Genomic DNA, 16,183 nt, shown 5'->3' with positions numbered 1-16,183 from the left:
TTTAATTATTGATCATCTGAGTAATAGGATGCGAATCAGCTAATTTGTCCTTTAACTTTTCGTTAGCAATATGAGTATATATTTGTGTTGTAGAAAGGTTAGTATGGCCAAGAACTTTCTGTATCAACACAATATTTGCTCCGCTATTTAGTAGATGGGTAGCAAAAGAATGCCTAATCACGTGTGGAGAGATCTTATTTTCATCAATATTGCATTTTCTTGCCAACTCCTTCATTAATTGACCGACCCTCTGCCTTGTAATTGGTTTATTAGGTTTATCACCTGGGAATAGCCAATCGGATTCCTTTTCTTTAGAGATCAGATTATCACGAACTGATAAATAATTTCTAAGGCTCTGCAATGCTTGTTCATTAAAAAGAATTTGCCTCTCTCTACCACTTTTTCCTTTTATTATTATATAGCATTCTTTGTTATTACTGTTTATTAAATGTGACACTTCACATAATTTCATACTAATTAGTTCAGAAACACGCATTCCAGAAGAGTAAAGGATATCTAAAATCGCACATAGCCTTTTACTGCTTATCTCTTTATTCGATTCGCTTGCTGATTTTCTCACTGTGTCCATTAGCAAAAATATTTCTTCGACACTTAAATACTTAGGCAAAGGACGAGAAACTTTTGGATTCTTTAATTCAGCATCATTAGCCGGCGCTGGATTAAAATCTATTATTCCGTCATTAAATAGACACTTGTAAAAATTTTTCATAGCGGATATTTTTCTTGATATAGAGCTACTTTTATATTTTTTTTGTGTACATAAAGATTTCACATAATCTTTAATATTGGTTTTGTTTACACCAACCAAGGTAGTGCCGCTTTCCAATAAAAATTCTTCAAACTGGTGTAAATCCGAACGATAACTTTCCAGAGTATTTTGTGCAGCGGACCTCTCTGAAGCTAAAGCATCTATGTAATATGTTATGTAAAGATTTTCTTTTTTATTTTGCGACTGTTTATTTTTCATTATCAGTTCCTATATTTATTTCTTTGGCTATAATGTGATTAGAAGTGTTCCCTGTGTTTCTTATGAGAAAATATGAGACAAATAAAGCATTTATCAATAGAGTGAACATCACAAACTTTTGCTTTAACCTTTTTCTTAAATTTAATCTTACTCTTATCATAGTTAAATTATAACGTTAAATCTATAAAAAACACCTTATAAAGTGAGCTCTACTATAAATATAGAATACTTCTTAGCTGTATCTATCTATATTTATTATAACATAACATTGATTATAATTCTAACATGGACAGATAGAGATTCCAATTACGTTAGTGTTATGGGTGTTAATAAATTTTTAATATACACCTTTACAAAAGAAGAAATCAAATGGCATCTTTTTTTAATAAAGTGCTAATAAAAGGAACGGTCACATTTGACCCTATAGATTCATTATCTATCTTTTCTATAATTTTATCAATGCTATAGAAAGAACGTTCTATTCTTGCTAAAATATAATTAATCACTTTTAAATCAATTTTTAACTGTTTATCTGAAAATCGTTTTATTAGCATAATTCTTAATAATTCCTCGCTTGCAGGCAAAATTTTTACGCTGATAGTTGATAATATTCGAGAACTTAAATCTCTTAGTTTGAAGTTAAGCTTTTTTGGTGAAATTGAAGAAGTGATTAGCAGCCTCTTGTCGTTTTCTTTCATGTAATTGTAACAATGTAATAACATTGCTTCATCTTTAATGTTTTGTACGTCTTCTAAAATAAAAGCATCGCTATACCTAATCTCGCTTACGAAGTTATTCACATTGATAAAGATTGCATCGTTTATTGATTGCCAAATATGAGCAAGATGAGTTTTACCGGAGCTTTTAGGTCCAAAAAGAATCAGACATTTCCAAGATAAATCATTAACTACCGAATTATATACGTGCTTATTTTCATCTAAGATGATGTAATTTTGCCGACTATAATCAGCTCGATTATTGTCAAATAAATTTAATTGCACGTTAAGCCTCTTACGTAACCTCTTTCTGGTAGTAATTTTTGCGCAAAAATTTACTTACGCTCCTCAAATGTGTCAGGTATTCTGGGCTCATTTCTCCTCTTACCATAAATTGATTATGCAAAAGGTCTGTTAGCCGTTTTTATAAAGCTCACTTTTAAAATATTTATTGATTGCATATTCTACTGATACATTGAACATTGCTATTATTGGAATAAAAAGTAATATACCTGTAAATCCAAAATATGAAGCGCATATAGTAATTCCCAGAATAATTACAGTTGGATGTATATGAACTTTTTTTCCTATTAATAAAGGAACTAATATGTTTGAATCTATTAATTGTCCAACACCAAATAATAGCAAAACGGCAGCACTTTCAAACCATCCACTAAATTGAGTGATAGCGCTCAAAAACCCAATAATGGTATATAATAATGGCCCTACGTAAGGTATGAACGTTAACATTCCTGATAAAATTCCAATAACAATAGAGTGTTCCAATCCGATTATGCTCAGGCTCACAGAGTAAAAGACCATCATGACAATACATACATTTACCTGCCCCTTTAGATAATTAGATATAATGAAATCCACTTTGGAAAAATAATCTGCAATTTTTCCTCTGTAAGGAATAGGGATTAATTTATTAGCTTTTTCTATAATTAAAGGCCAATCACGTAATATATAGAAAAACACTACAGGAGTAATCACCATTAATGATACCGTGTTAAAGCTTGAACTTAACACTTGGATTATAAAGTTACTAGCAATATCAAGAGCATTCATGAAATAAGATACATAGTTGCTGTAATTTTCTGCTAGATTTTTAGATAAATGATCAAATAAGCTATCCTCGATTTTCATATTAAGAAATTCTAATACAGAGGGGATTACTTTAAACTTTAATGAAGGCACTTTACTCACTAAGAAATTTAATATTGAAGTAATTTGAACATATATAATAGGTAAAACAAATGTTATGACTAGTATAAAAGCTATTAATAAAATAAGTATTATAAAAATTACAGAACATGAACGTGGTATTCTATACTTTTCAAACTTGACTACTAGCGGATTAAACAAATATGCAATAATAATAGATATTAAACATGGAAAAATCATAGGACGCATCAGGAATAACATCCCTATTATAAAAAGCAGTATGAAACAAATAGTTATATGACGTTTTTGCATGTGTTTAGCATAGCTAATTTACTGAAAAATATGCAATTTATTTTTCCTATGTTGAAAGTATTTTACGATTTGTAATACTATCATTTTTTACTAAAATTTAGTTGTTTAATCCGCAGGCAAAGATAGATTTTGAGCTCTCTAAATATCTCTTTTGCTATTATAATTATGCTAGTTAATAGGGGAAGTAACTTTTATATGATGTCAGAAATTTTATTTTTCGGAAAGAATCTTGGATAGAGAGGAAAGCTTCTACAAAAAGAAATATGTGCGCTAAGAAATACAAAATAGCAGCATTAATAGTTGCAGCGGGAGTAGGCAGTAGATGCAATTCTACGATTCCTAAGCAATATATAAAACTGGCAGGTAAATCTGTTTTATTTCATACAATTAAAAGATTTCTGGCTAACCAATATATAGATTACATAAGAATAGCAATTAATAGAGACCATGAAAGTTTCTATGAGAAAGCTATATCACTAATTACAGACACTAAATTACTAAGCCCTGTATACGGAGGAGAAAACAGGCAAAGTTCAGTTAAACTAGGGCTTGAAAGCTTACAAAAAATTAACCCAGATTTTGTAGTTATACACGATGCTTGTAGGCCTTTTGTGTCAGATGTTCTGATAGATAACTTGGTTGAATCTATGATTAATGATCAATATACAGGAGTAGTTCCAGCAATAGAAGTTGAAGACACTATGTCATTGGTGAGTAATAGTTTTATTGAATCTACGATTTCAAGAGGAAAGCTCAGAGCCATACAAACCCCTCAAATTTTTAATTTCAAAGAATTATTATCATGCCATCAATCAGTCAAAGAATTTACTGACGATTCATCACTAATGGTAGAGCACAAAAAACATGTTGCGATTATTAAAGGTGAGAAAAGCAATTTTAAGTTAACCACAAAAGAGGATATCAATATGGCAAAGCTTCTTTTTGAAGAGCCAAAATTTCGTGTCGGAGCCGGTTATGATATACATAAGTTCATTAAAGTTCAAAATGGTGCTGAAAGCTTTATAAAAATTTGCGGTGTGAAAATTGAACACAACATGGCAATAGAAGCGCACTCTGATGGTGATGTTGCAATACATGCAATCGTTGATGCAATACTCGGAGCACTGGGATGTGGCGACATAGGAGAGCACTTTCCTCCTAGTTCCTCTGAATGGAAAGATTGCAATTCATCTCACTTTCTTGACTTTGCTGCTAAAAAAGCAAAGGAAAAAGGGTACAGCGTGTCTAATTTAGATATTACTATAGTTTGTGAAGAGCCTAAAATATCGCCTTACAAAGTAGAAATGAAGAAATTCATATCAAAAGCATTAGAAATTGATGATGAATTTGTAAATATCAAAGCAACCACTGCAGAGAAATTAGGTTATATTGGAAGAAATGAAGGAATAGCAGTGCATGCTTCTGTGTTATTGCATACAAACTTTTATTGGGAATAGAAACGAAAAAACTTACTTGACACCCTTCGCCAGCCCCCTTATCATGAAACTGAAGCTATTTATTTATCTTCTCTGTACAGATTAAATGACAAAAAAACTCACGTATCTGGCGTCCCATGTTTAATTTTTTGCACTATGTGCACCTTATGTCTTTATAAAATTTCTAGGTTTTTACCTAATATAAGCTGAAATGCGCTTATAAAGCATTTAAAACATCAAAAAACGCCGATTTAAAAAATGGATAGTGAATAACTAGCTACCCTAGGGTTTCTTTTGCCTTTTTTTCTGTTTAGTAAATTTCTTAATGTTTATAATTTAGATTAGTTGCGGCTTAAAAGCAACTAAATCGCGGTTATTAAGCGTTTAGAATAAAAAAACGCCATACTTGAAAGTATAATGTAAGTAATTAGCCAACCACGGGGCTTCTTTTGCCTTTTTTTTTATTTGGTAAATTTCTTAATATTTATGGCTAAACGACAATCGTCATCCCGCTACTTGTTAGCGGGATCTAGAGATACCGCGGCGGCATGACGTAGGACTGCTGTCATTCAAGTAGCTGACGCTGGAACCCAGCCTTGCTGTAATCTCATCAAGAACGTTGTGTTTTAACATAAGATCAGCCACTTTTATGCTTACCAACTTAATAAAATTCCTGGATCCAAGTAGTCAGGCTACTCGGATGACACCTTCATAAAGTGAAATGAGATCCCGCTAACAAGCAGCGGGATGACGAGAAAGGGGCTACTCGGATGACACCTTCATAAAGTGAAATGAGATCCCGCTAACAAGCAGCGGGATGACGAGAAAGGGGCTACTCGGATGACACCCTCATAAAGTAAAATGAGATCCCGCTAACAAGCAGCGGAATGACGGGAAAAGAGGTGCTGGGATGACACCTTCACAAAGTGAAATGAGATCCCGCTAACAAGCAGCGGGATGACGGGAAAAGAGGTGCTAGAATGACACCGTTTACTATGTAACATCTCATCATATCACAATGTTCGTACAGTTGTGGCGGTATGACGTAGAAAAACTGTTAACTTAAATCTATATTGACATGTCCCATTTTACGCTTATCCCTAACCTCTTTTTTCCCATATATGGTTAAACTAGCTTTTTCGTTGCTCAAATACTTATGAGAATCATATATATCATTACCTATTATATTTTTCGTCATACAAGGAAAGCGTAATACTACTTCCTGCATAGGTAGCCCGCATATTATCCTAACTAGCTGTTCAAATTGACTAACGTTACATGCATCCAAGCTCCAGTGGCAAGAATTGTGAGGTCTGGGAGCTAGTTCATTAACTAACAATTCGTTATCCTTAGTAACAAAAAATTCAATAGCCAGAATTCCTATTACATCAAGCGCATTTGCTATTTTCTTTGCAGCTCGTTGTACCTCTTGAGTTAATTTACTATCTATTTTAGCTGGCACTGTTGAAGTATCAAGTATTCCATCAACGTGGTAATTTTCTGCTATAGGAAAAAAAGCTACTTTACCGTTTTTATCTCTTGCAACGACTATTGAAACCTCTTTCAGTAAATCAACACTTGCTTCAAGAATGTACTCTGTATTCCAATCAAAGGAAGCAAATTGCTTCACTTCAGAATCATTCTCAAGCACATATTGCCCTTTTCCATCATAACCCATTTCTGTTGTTTTCAGCCTTGTTGGATAGCCAAAAGCTCTACTGTTTTTCAGTAGCTCATTATAATTTTGTATACTTTTGTATTCAGCAGTTTTTATACTCAAGCTTCTAATGAAATCTTTCTCTCTAAGCCTATTTTGCGCAATGTGTAACGCTTTTTTACCCGGATAAAAATTTACATCGATATCAATTGCACTACATGGAATATTTTCAGACTCAATAGTGACCAAATCCACACTCTGTGCAAAAGATTCAAGCGCTTTCTTATCAGAGAAATCTGCTATTGTGAAATCATCAGCAACAGAGCAAGCCGGATCGTCTTTAGCACTGGCAAAAATATGTGTTTTTTGTCCAAGTTTTGTTGCAGCGATAGCAGTCATTTTACCTAATTGTCCACCACCTATTATTCCTATTACTTTTTTGCTAAGCGCATCTGGTTCATTCATACTATAAATTGATATTTCCTAATTAGAGTATACTTGAAAAATCTATGAAAAAAGTATATAATTAGGATACTATCTTTTTATCATGAATATTCTATAATGATTCTAGAATACACACTAACTACCAACTTTGTTGAAGTTACAGTTTTACCAATTTACATTGAAGAGCAATCCATTCCTTATGAAAATTGCTATGTATGGATGTATAACGTTAAGATAAAAAACAAAAGCCAATCAACTATTCAATTGTTAAGTCGTCATTGGCAAATAATAGATTATAAGGGAAAAATAAATGAAATTGCCGGAGTTGGTGTTATCGGAGAACAGCCTGTGATAAAATCTGGAGAGGTATTTAAATACACAAGTGGAACATACTTAAATGTACCGTCAGGAATAATGCAGGGTAAGTATGAATTTCTGAATGAAGAAAGCATAAAAGTTTTTGAGGTTATGATACCACCCTTTTCTTTGGATAGTCCATACGTCAAAACTAGACCCCATTAACTATCAAAATAGTTTATTTGTAACCAGACTGCATTCTGTGATTTTTAGCAAAGCACGATCTTTCATTTGAGCTTTCTTCAATTTAAAATAAATACAGAAACTAGCTATCTTCAAAAATATGGTTGAATAATTGTTAATAATAGTGTATAATTATTAATATTTTCAAGCATTTTTGCCATGGCTCTTTCAAAATTTCTCGATCCTCGCAATGATTTGTGTTTCAAAAAAATCTTTGGAACGGAAAAAAATAAGAATATCCTGATCCACTTTTTGAACGATATTTTAGGGTTTACTGAGATAAATGCAATACAAGAAGTTGAGTTTCTTAGCACTATTATGGATCCCGAAGTTGCCTCTGATAAACAAAGTATTGTTGATGTTCTCTGCAAGGATTCTCACGGAAATAGATATATAGCAGAAATGCAGCTCGCTAGAGACAAGGGCTTCGAAAAACGCGCTCAATTATATGCCGCTAAAGCCTACTCAAGACAATTAGATAAATCTGGCAACTACATTGATTTAAAGAAAGTCTTCTTTATTGCTATATCAAATTGTAACTTACTTCCTGAAGAAGTTGATTATATTTCTACTCACAATATACGTGATATAAAAACTAACGGCCATTACTTAAAAGATTTTCAATTTATCTTTATAGAATTGCCCAAATTTTCAAAAAGTAAAGTAGAGCAGCTAGAAAGTACAATAGAAAGGTGGTGTTTCTTTTTTAAATATGCAGAAGAAACAACAGAAGAGGACTTAAAAGAGATAGCAGAAAAAGCACCAATAATAAAGCTGGCGTATGATGAGTTAGACAAGTTTCGTTGGAACGAAAAAGATTTAGTAGCCTATGAAGAAAGGATAATGGATCTACGCAAAGAAGAAGCCATTCTTGAATACAGACTTGATCTTGCTACTGAAAAAGGCAAAAAAATTGGTAAAGAGGAAGGGAAAATTGAAGGGAAAATTGAAGTCGCAAAAGCAATGCTGGCTAATAATGTTGATGTCAACACTATTGTCAAGTTTACTGGCCTTTCTATTAGTGAGATTGAAGAATTAAGTGGAAATCTGTGAACGGTTACGTTTATTTTTTATCCTTATCATCAAGTGTAAATAAGGTTATTGTAGAGATTAAGCCTATTATAACTATTATTAACGAAAATGGGGCAGCTTCTCTATAGCGCTCATCGCTTACAAGTTCATATATTCTAGTTGATATAGTTTCAAAATTAAATGGTCTTATAATAAGTGTTGCTGTGAGCTCTTTGATAGTATCCATAAATACGAGCAAAAATCCCGATAATATACTCTTCTTGATGAGAGGGATATGAACATTCAAACATGTGGAAATAGGTCCATGACCCATAGTATATGCAGTCCACTCAATTTCATTTGGTGTTTTTTTGAGCCCTGACTCTACCGCCTTGAAAGATATAGCAAAAAAACGAAATAAATATGAGTAAACTAATGCGCCAATAGTTCCTACCAAGCTAATTTCCACAATATATTGAGTAATGAAAGAGGATATTCTGCTTAAAAATATTATTATGCTAATTGCGATAATTGCATTTGGAATTGCGTAGCCTAAAGAAATGAGACGTGCTACATTATTGATTACCTTATTTTTACGCGCCGTATATCCAATAATTATTGCAATGCTAATTGAGATTAGTGCAGTGATGAATGATAAACTAACGCTATTTGCTATTATGTTATAGAATCTTGCTTCATATATGAAAAACCCCTTCTCTATGCTCCAATATATGAGCGGAATCATTGGCAAAATAAAACCTATTAATATCGGCAATACACACATAAGATAAGCAAAGATCAATGGTATAGTGCCACTTATACTCCGTTTGTTGTGATAATCTGAATTGGTATTGATTGAAGAGTAGGATATTCCTTTTTTTTGTAGTTTTTTTTCGATAGCTATTAGTGTTGCAACGAAAATCAACTCTGCAACTGCTAAAACAGTAGTTGAATATTTGTCATGCAGTAAAAACCAGGTGCGATATATTCCTGTTGTGAAAGTATCGATAGCAAGAAACTGTGGTGTGCCGAAATCTGTAATTACTTCCATTAGTACCAAAGACAACCCAGCTATAATTGATGGGCGTATGGAGGGTATGATGACAGAAAACAGGCTCTTCAATGAGGAGAACCCAAGTGTTGACGCAATAGTGACTGAGTTACTAACATTCTTTAGACTTGAGCGGACTAACATATAAACGTATGGATATAGGCTGAATCCCATTACTAATATTCCACCACCTAGGGATTTTATTTCAGGAAACCAATAGTCACCTTTGCTCCAATCTAAAATGTCTCTTAATAAGCTCTGCACCGGACCTGAAAACTCTAGCGTATTTACATAGACGAACGCTACTATATATCCAGGAATCGATATCGGAAAGAACAAAGCAATCTCAAAAATTTTACTTCCAGGAAATGAAAAAAATGTGGTGAGCCAAGCTGGAATTACTCCAAATATGAAAGATATTCCCCCTACTCCTACCATCAAAATTAACGTACTCAGTATATATTCAGGAAAAAGTGTACTGATTACCCATTCGGAATTCGCTGAATCTGTAAATAAGATTGATATTAACGATAGTATAGGACAGACGAATAATATACTTACTAAAAATAAGAATACATTTTTAAATACTCTTAAAAACATTAATTTGAATCTATATTTTATATTAAAATGTTATATGTAAAAACTGAAGATATCCAGTAATTAACAGCCGTACTATTGAATATCTTTATAATTTTGTATATCATGTTTTTAGTTGATAAGTGAATAATCATGAGCTTCGTCATTGCAACTTTCTATCATTTTGTAGAACTTTCTAATTATTATGACATGAAAGACGAAATAAAAGCTGCATGCGACAACATTGAATTAAAGGGTACTATACTCCTTGCAGAAGAGGGTGTTAATGCAACAATATCTGGTGAAAGAAACGCAATTGATAAAATATTCGATTTTCTACGTTCTGATTATAGGCTAAGGAACCTTACATGGAAAGAGAGTGCAGCAGAATATCAACCATTTAGCAAGATGAAGGTAAAATTAAAAAGAGAGATTGTGAATCTTGGTGTAAGCAATCTTGATATTTCCCTTAAGGGTAAATATGTTGATCCAGAGCATTGGGATGATTTTACTTCTCAACCTGACGTTTTAGTAATAGATACACGAAACGAGTATGAAGTGAAATTAGGCAAGTTTAAGAATGCAATTAATCCACACACACAATGTTTCCGTGAGTTTCCTCAGTGGACAGAGTCATTTTCTGAGAGTAAAGACCTGAAAGTGGCTATGTACTGCACTGGTGGGATTAGATGCGAAAAATCTACAGCATATATGAAAAGCCTTGGATTTAGTGATGTTTACCATCTTAAAGGCGGCATTCTTTCTTACCTTGAAAAAACTTATAATAAAAATGGTAATTGGAAAGGAGAATGTTTTGTTTTTGATGATAGAATTGCTGTTGATAACTCACTTACTCCAAGCAACACAATAAAATGCATATTCTGCTCAAATCAAGTTTCAACTGATAAACTGAAATCAGTTCCACGTGGCCAAGTGGTTTGTTCTGATTGTAAACTTCAGTGTTATAGCTATAATAAATAAAACATCATACTGCTGCAGTTGTATGCACGTTGTGATTTGAGAGCAACCTCTACCAGAAAGGGTGTCATGCCAGTGCCCAGACACTGGCATCCAGGTTCTTTTTTTCTAGATTCCAGCGTCACACGCTGGAATGACAAAAAAGCTGATTTTTAACGTAGATAATGGTTATGCAAGAAGTCTACTTCTTACCCTTAATCAACTCTAAAGCCTTCTCCAGATCTATACTCTCAATATCTGCACTCTTGCCCAAAGCAACGTTTGTTTTACCGCATTTTATATAGAATCCGTACCTACCGTTGCAGATAAAAACTTCTTTTCCCTTTTCATTAACCCCGAGAGATTTTAACTCTTTGCGTGGACTGTTTGCAATAATTTGTACAACTTCGCTCAATTCTGTATTCAGCACCTCTTTGGAGCTTTTCTTAAGAGAAAAGTATTTACCATCATAGAAAATATAGTACCCAAATCGTCCAAGGCCTATTTTTACTTCCTTTCCGGTTTCAGGGTGTTCTCCGATTACTTTTGGCAAGGAAAGTAACTGAGTAGCGGTGCTCAGATCAATCTCATTAACATTTATATCTTTTGGTATGGAAACCGTTTTTTTCTTTTTTAACTCGTTATTAAACTCCAGATAAAGTCCAAAAGGACCCTTTTTGATCATCACTTCTTGGTTTGTTATATCATCTATACCTAAACTTTTTGGATATTCTGAATTGTCGTTACTGCCCGTAATTTCTTTTGTATGGTTGCATTCAGGATAGTTAGAACATCCAAGGAACACCCCGGCTTTTCCAAAGTTCAATTTCAATATGCCATCAGAGCAAGCAGGGCATTTTGTATTCACCTCTTTTTTTCCTTCTTCTGAACAAAACCAATCGATTACCAAATCGTGAATGCCGCTGAAAACTTCATCATGCGTCATTTGCTTGACAGAGTTTACATGACCAAAAAATGGCACCCAAAAGTGGCCTAATTCTTTTTTCCAATCTGCATGTCCATTTGAAATTAAATCAAGCTTCTCTTCCATTTGTGCTGTGAAATCATACTCTACACAACGCTGAAAAAAAGTTTCTAAAAATATAGTAACGATTTTACCGCGGCTGCTTGGAATAAACCTTTTGCTATCCAATGAAACGTACTCACGATCTTGTAATACCGAAATAATTGTTGCATAAGTTGATGGTCGACCTATACCGATTTCTTCCATTTTTTTTACGATACTTGCTTCACTATAACGAGGTGGCGGTTGAGTGAAATGTTGTTTTGGCTCAACTGAAATCAGCTTACACGCTTCCCCTTCCTTCATGGCAGGTAGCAGGCCTTCATTTTCGGCTTCTATGTTATCTTGGTAGACTCTATAAAAACCATCAAAGAATATACTTGATCCACTTGCTCGCAGAATTACTTTCTGGTCAGTAGAACTAATTTCGACTACCACTTGATCAAGAATCGCCGACTCCATTTGACTTGCAATGGTCCTTTTCCAGATTAAATCATACAATTTAAATTGCTCTGGCGTTAAGTAATCCTTAATACTACCCGGCGTTCTATTGATATCAGTTGGACGAATTGCTTCATGTGCTTCTTGAGCATTTTTGACCTTTTTTACATATTTACGAGGAGACTGCGGTAAATATTTATCACCATATAATGACTTAATTGACCCTCTAATTGAGTTTATAGCCTCATCTGCAATATGAAACCCATCTGTACGCATGTAAGTTATCAACCCTACAGTTTCACCACCAATATCGATACCTTCATATAAATTTTGCGCTATGCGCATAACACTTTTCACATTAAAATACAGTTTATTCACTGCATCTTGCTGAAGACTTGAAGTAATAAACGGAGGAAGCGGGTTTCTCTTAACTTGCTTGCGTTCTACTGTGCTTACAGCATATTGCCTTGATTCAATCTCCCTGACTAAGTTCTTTGCTTCTTCTTCATTCTTAATATCAAATTTTTCTAGCTTTTTATTGTCATAGTGGCTTAGCATAGCAAAAAAAGCCTCATCTTTGCTATTTTGCATTTCTGCTTTTATGCTCCAATACTCCTGTGTTATAAATTTACTAATTTCATCTTCTCGTTCGCATATAATCTTTAATGCAACAGACTGCACTCGCCCTGCAGACTTGCTTCCCGACAATTTTGTCCACAGCAGTGGTGACAAACTAAATCCAACTAGATAATCCAAAGCTCTACGTGCTTGTTGTGCACGCACTAAATCCATATTAATTTCACGTGGATTTTTTATTGCTTCTTGTACTGCTCTTTTTGTTATCTCATTAAAGACTACTCTATAAATGTTGTTTTCATTACTGATTGCTTTCTTTTCTTTTAATGTCTCTATCACATGCCAAGCCATTGCTTCCCCTTCTCTGTCTGGGTCTGTTGCAAGATATATATCTGATGTTTTGCTTGCGGCTTTTACTAACTCTTTTATATACTTTTCTGCTTTTTCAATGGTTTCATACTTTATAGCAAAATCATTATCCGGATCGACAGAACCGTTTTTTGCTGGAAGATCTCTCACATGTCCAAAGGATGCAGCTACTTTGAACTCTTTACTCAAATATTTACCTATTGTCTTTGCTTTCGCAGGTGATTCAACTATTAATAATGCCATATTGTTAATTATTTTAGTACTTAAAGATAATATGTTGAGAAATATACAATGAAAAGTAAAAAAATATTTTAATGGTTCTTGTGAATTTTACGAACCGGGTTGTGGGACCTTTTCAGAAAACCCTTGGACGTTGCTATTTTTAAGTGACTTTGAAGGCTCATTACAATAGTATATGATCGCAGCAGCAACGAGAAGCTAGATTCCAGTGTCAGCTACTTGCATGACAAAAAAAGGAGCGCTGGGATGACATCCTCCCTTGTGGAAATTGCTCTCAAATCACAATGCTCGTATAGCTGCAACCCTGGAGGTACTGTTTCTCACCCACTGGAGATATTGCACGGTACTATCTACTTGATCATCATGTCGAGTTTCAGGAAACATTAAAATCTCATACTCAAAATCGTTCAGCCATACTGCTTGATGTGGCAGAAAAACCTTGCCAGACTCTATAATCGGAACAATTTGATGAAATCGAGTGAGCTTGTCATCATGTGGCACTATTTCAATAATCGGTAAATCACTGTTTGTCTTTAGCTCTTGCACCAATTGTTGACCACTTGTTTTTGCTTCGATTAAAATTGCGTGTGGCGTCCATCTTGCAGCTAGTGACAAAACCTGTTCTTTAAGCTTTGGATACTCAAGCTTTGCGCGATATACATCAAGTAAATAGAATTTATTATCTATTTTTGCCCAGGTGGTGCAGACACTAAAGTTGCTCATGTCGCTTGTTGAAACCGCAGTATCCCAACTTTGTGTTACATGCGAGAGATTATCAGGAACATTTTTATAGCGCTTTAGCCACTCTCGTTTGACTATACCACTTGAAAGCGGCAGAGGGTTTTGTTGATATTGCGCAGCAAAAGCATAACTCCCAAGTTCAACTTTTATCGTCTCAACTTCTTCTTTTCCTCCATCGAGGGGATATAGCAACTGACCTTCTTCTCTTGAATATAATATCCTTACAGGTGACGCTGGTTTATTATATAATCGCCTGGTCGCACAGTGCTGAGCTACTCGGATGATAGGAACGGGAGGCATTGGCTTTTTGATTGAATAAATAACCTGCTTATTTTCAGAAATCATTGGCAAACAAATATGATGCCATATGTTTTTTGGCTTGGAGAGAAGGTGTCCAGTTAAGTCCTCCTGGTGTAGCCTGTGCATTACAAGAACGATGACTCCTTTTTTTCTATCGTTCAGCCTGGTTACTAAAGTCTGATCAAACCAGTTTGTGGCACGCTTTCTAAGCGTTTCACTCAAAGCTTGAGCAGAACTGAGCGGATCGTCCACAATGATAAAATCACCACCTTCACCAGTTAGTGTTCCACCAACTGATGTTGCGATTCTGTATCCTCTCTGCACTGTTTGAAATTTATATTTGGTATTCTGGTCTTTGGATAGTTCTATCTCTGGAAATAGCGCTCTATACCAACTAGACTGCATCACGCACCTGGTGTCGAGCGAGTGCTTTTCGCTGAGCCGCTGAGAATAACTTGCAACTATTATTCTCGCAGTTGGTTGGTTTCCCAGTATCCATGCGGGCCACGCAACGCTTATGCACATGGACTTCATCGAGCGCGGAGGCATATTGAATATTATTCGTTTCACTTCACCAGCGCTCGCTGCTTCCAGCCTGTCTGATATGACTTTTATATACTGATAATCGTTATACTCACACCCCGGCACTACCGTTTGAAAGCACAGTTCAATGAATTTTAGAAAGTTCATGATATAATGTTGAAACCAACGCGTGACGCTGGGATGACAAAAAAAGGAGCACTGGAATGACACCCTACTTAACCGTCATACCGCGATTCATTCGCGGTATCTCTTAACATAGATCCCGCTAACACGTAGCGGGATGACGAATTACTTAACCATCATTACACCGTCATACCACGATTCATTCGCGGTATCTCTTAGCCGCTAACAAGCAGCGGGATGACGAATTACTTAACCATCATCTACACCGTCATACCGCGATTCATTCGCGGTATCTCAAAGCATAGATCCCGCTAACACGTAGCGGGATGACGAATTACTTAACCATCATCTACACCGTCATACCGCGATTCATTCGCGGTATCTCTTAGCCGCTAACAAGCAGCGGGATGACGAATTACTTAACCATCATCTACACCGTCATACCGCGATTCATTCGCGGTATCTCTTAACATAGATCCCCTACTATACCTTAACATAGATCCCGCTAACAAGCAGCGGGATGACGAATTACTTAACCATCATCTACACCGTCATACCGCGATTCATTCGCGGTATCTCTTAACATAGATCCCCTACTATACCTTAACATAGATCCCGCTAACAAGCAGCGGGATGACGAATTACTTAACCATCATCTACACCGTCATACCGCGATTCATTCGCGGTATCTCAAAGCATAGATCCCGCTAACACGTAGCGGGATGACGGTTGTTGTTTAGCTATAAATATTAAGAAATTTACCAAATGAAAAAAAAGGCAAAAGAAACCCTGGGGTTATTATCCGCTTTAAAATATTGGCGTTTTTTATGTTTTAAACGCTTGACAAGCGAGATTCAGCCGCTTTTAATTGCAACTAACTTACGCTGCAAATGTTTAAGAAATTTACTAAGCAGAAAAAAAGACAAAGAATCCCCGAGTTAGCTAGTCTTTTACTATCTCTGTCGAGTATT

At 35.0% G+C, this 16,183-nt stretch carries 12 protein-coding genes; 4 read left to right on the top strand and 8 right to left on the bottom strand.

Going from position 1 to position 16,183, the window contains the following annotated elements:
* Window position 1: 1 nt before the first annotated feature.
* The 4 genes from ACICQD_RS00315 to ACICQD_RS00300 form a co-directional block, all read right to left on the bottom strand.
* Window positions 2-988, bottom strand: coding sequence for a tyrosine recombinase (locus tag ACICQD_RS00315; RefSeq protein ID WP_151808093.1), 987 nt, complete (start codon window positions 986-988; stop codon window positions 2-4).
* A complete protein-coding gene (locus ACICQD_RS00310; protein WP_174516059.1) occupies window positions 978-1,148 on the bottom strand; it encodes a hypothetical protein in 171 nt (56 codons plus the stop codon). The genes ACICQD_RS00315 and ACICQD_RS00310 overlap by 11 nt, the downstream gene beginning before the upstream one ends.
* A gap of 205 nt (window positions 1,149-1,353) precedes the next feature.
* Entirely contained in the window at window positions 1,354-1,989 is a 636-nt protein-coding gene (locus tag ACICQD_RS00305; RefSeq protein WP_213863258.1) for a DnaA ATPase domain-containing protein, read from the bottom strand.
* Window positions 1,990-2,118: 129 nt separating this feature from the next.
* Window positions 2,119-3,183 (bottom strand): AI-2E family transporter, encoded by a 1,065-nt coding sequence (locus ACICQD_RS00300; RefSeq protein WP_341821923.1) that lies wholly within the window; start codon window positions 3,181-3,183, stop codon window positions 2,119-2,121.
* A 263-nt stretch (window positions 3,184-3,446) separates the two neighbouring features.
* Here ACICQD_RS00300 and ACICQD_RS00295 point away from each other — a divergent pair, with 263 nt between their 5' ends.
* Window positions 3,447-4,640 (top strand): bifunctional 2-C-methyl-D-erythritol 4-phosphate cytidylyltransferase/2-C-methyl-D-erythritol 2,4-cyclodiphosphate synthase, encoded by a 1,194-nt coding sequence (locus ACICQD_RS00295; protein ID WP_209472538.1) that lies wholly within the window; start codon window positions 3,447-3,449, stop codon window positions 4,638-4,640.
* A gap of 1,036 nt (window positions 4,641-5,676) precedes the next feature.
* Here ACICQD_RS00295 and ACICQD_RS00290 read toward each other — a convergent pair.
* Window positions 5,677-6,741, bottom strand: coding sequence for a 5-(carboxyamino)imidazole ribonucleotide synthase (locus ACICQD_RS00290; RefSeq protein WP_395461451.1), 1,065 nt, complete (start codon window positions 6,739-6,741; stop codon window positions 5,677-5,679).
* Between the two features lie 99 nt (window positions 6,742-6,840).
* On the opposite strand from ACICQD_RS00290, the gene apaG reads away from it, so the two are divergent.
* Window positions 6,841-7,242 (top strand): Co2+/Mg2+ efflux protein ApaG, encoded by a 402-nt coding sequence (apaG, locus tag ACICQD_RS00285; protein WP_174516141.1) that lies wholly within the window; start codon window positions 6,841-6,843, stop codon window positions 7,240-7,242.
* Between the two features lie 177 nt (window positions 7,243-7,419).
* Window positions 7,420-8,313 carry an Rpn family recombination-promoting nuclease/putative transposase gene (locus ACICQD_RS00280; RefSeq protein WP_209472536.1) on the top strand — a complete coding sequence of 298 codons (894 nt, stop codon included), beginning with the start codon at window positions 7,420-7,422 and terminating at the stop codon, window positions 8,311-8,313.
* 10 nt (window positions 8,314-8,323) lie between these two features.
* On the opposite strand, the gene ACICQD_RS00275 is transcribed toward ACICQD_RS00280, so the two are convergent.
* The gene (locus tag ACICQD_RS00275) at window positions 8,324-9,922 is read right to left on the bottom strand and encodes an ABC transporter permease (protein ID WP_395461450.1); all 1,599 of its coding nucleotides are present in this window, start codon (window positions 9,920-9,922) and stop codon (window positions 8,324-8,326) included.
* A gap of 129 nt (window positions 9,923-10,051) precedes the next feature.
* Here ACICQD_RS00275 and ACICQD_RS00270 point away from each other — a divergent pair, with 129 nt between their 5' ends.
* The gene (locus ACICQD_RS00270) at window positions 10,052-10,879 is read left to right on the top strand and encodes a rhodanese-related sulfurtransferase (protein ID WP_395461449.1); all 828 of its coding nucleotides are present in this window, start codon (window positions 10,052-10,054) and stop codon (window positions 10,877-10,879) included.
* Window positions 10,880-11,057: 178 nt separating this feature from the next.
* Here ACICQD_RS00270 and topA read toward each other — a convergent pair whose 3' ends face one another.
* Both topA and terL read right to left on the bottom strand, forming a co-directional pair.
* On the bottom strand, window positions 11,058-13,508 hold the full coding sequence (topA, locus tag ACICQD_RS00265; protein WP_395461448.1) for a type I DNA topoisomerase: 2,451 nt from the start codon (window positions 13,506-13,508) through the stop codon (window positions 11,058-11,060).
* Between the two features lie 276 nt (window positions 13,509-13,784).
* On the bottom strand, window positions 13,785-15,236 hold the full coding sequence (terL, locus tag ACICQD_RS00260; protein ID WP_395461447.1) for a phage terminase large subunit: 1,452 nt from the start codon (window positions 15,234-15,236) through the stop codon (window positions 13,785-13,787).
* Window positions 15,237-16,183 lie beyond the last annotated feature (947 nt).

This window comes from Wolbachia endosymbiont (group A) of Therophilus tumidulus (assembly GCF_964277345.1).
GTDB classification, from domain to species: Bacteria; Pseudomonadota; Alphaproteobacteria; order Rickettsiales; family Anaplasmataceae; genus Wolbachia; species Wolbachia pipientis.
Note: the sequence above shows the minus strand (reverse complement) of the source record. Positions and strands in the feature narration are given on the sequence as shown.

Bases quoted from the DNA above. Each gene is read 5' to 3' on its own strand.
- ACICQD_RS00315 (WP_151808093.1), bottom strand. From the start codon at position 988: ATGAAAAATAAACAGTCGCAAAATAAAAAAGAAAATCTTTACATAACA.
- ACICQD_RS00310 (WP_174516059.1), bottom strand. From the start codon at position 1,148: ATGATAAGAGTAAGATTAAATTTAAGAAAAAGGTTAAAGCAAAAGTTT.
- ACICQD_RS00300 (WP_341821923.1), bottom strand. From the start codon at position 3,183: ATGCAAAAACGTCATATAACTATTTGTTTCATACTGCTTTTTATAATA.
- ACICQD_RS00295 (WP_209472538.1), top strand. From the start codon at position 3,447: ATGTGCGCTAAGAAATACAAAATAGCAGCATTAATAGTTGCAGCGGGA.
- ACICQD_RS00290 (WP_395461451.1), bottom strand. From the start codon at position 6,741: ATGAATGAACCAGATGCGCTTAGCAAAAAAGTAATAGGAATAATAGGT.
- ACICQD_RS00280 (WP_209472536.1), top strand. From the start codon at position 7,420: ATGGCTCTTTCAAAATTTCTCGATCCTCGCAATGATTTGTGTTTCAAA.
- ACICQD_RS00275 (WP_395461450.1), bottom strand. From the start codon at position 9,922: ATGTTTTTAAGAGTATTTAAAAATGTATTCTTATTTTTAGTAAGTATA.
- ACICQD_RS00270 (WP_395461449.1), top strand. From the start codon at position 10,052: ATGAGCTTCGTCATTGCAACTTTCTATCATTTTGTAGAACTTTCTAAT.
- topA (WP_395461448.1), bottom strand. From the start codon at position 13,508: ATGGCATTATTAATAGTTGAATCACCTGCGAAAGCAAAGACAATAGGT.
- terL (WP_395461447.1), bottom strand. From the start codon at position 15,236: ATGAACTTTCTAAAATTCATTGAACTGTGCTTTCAAACGGTAGTGCCG.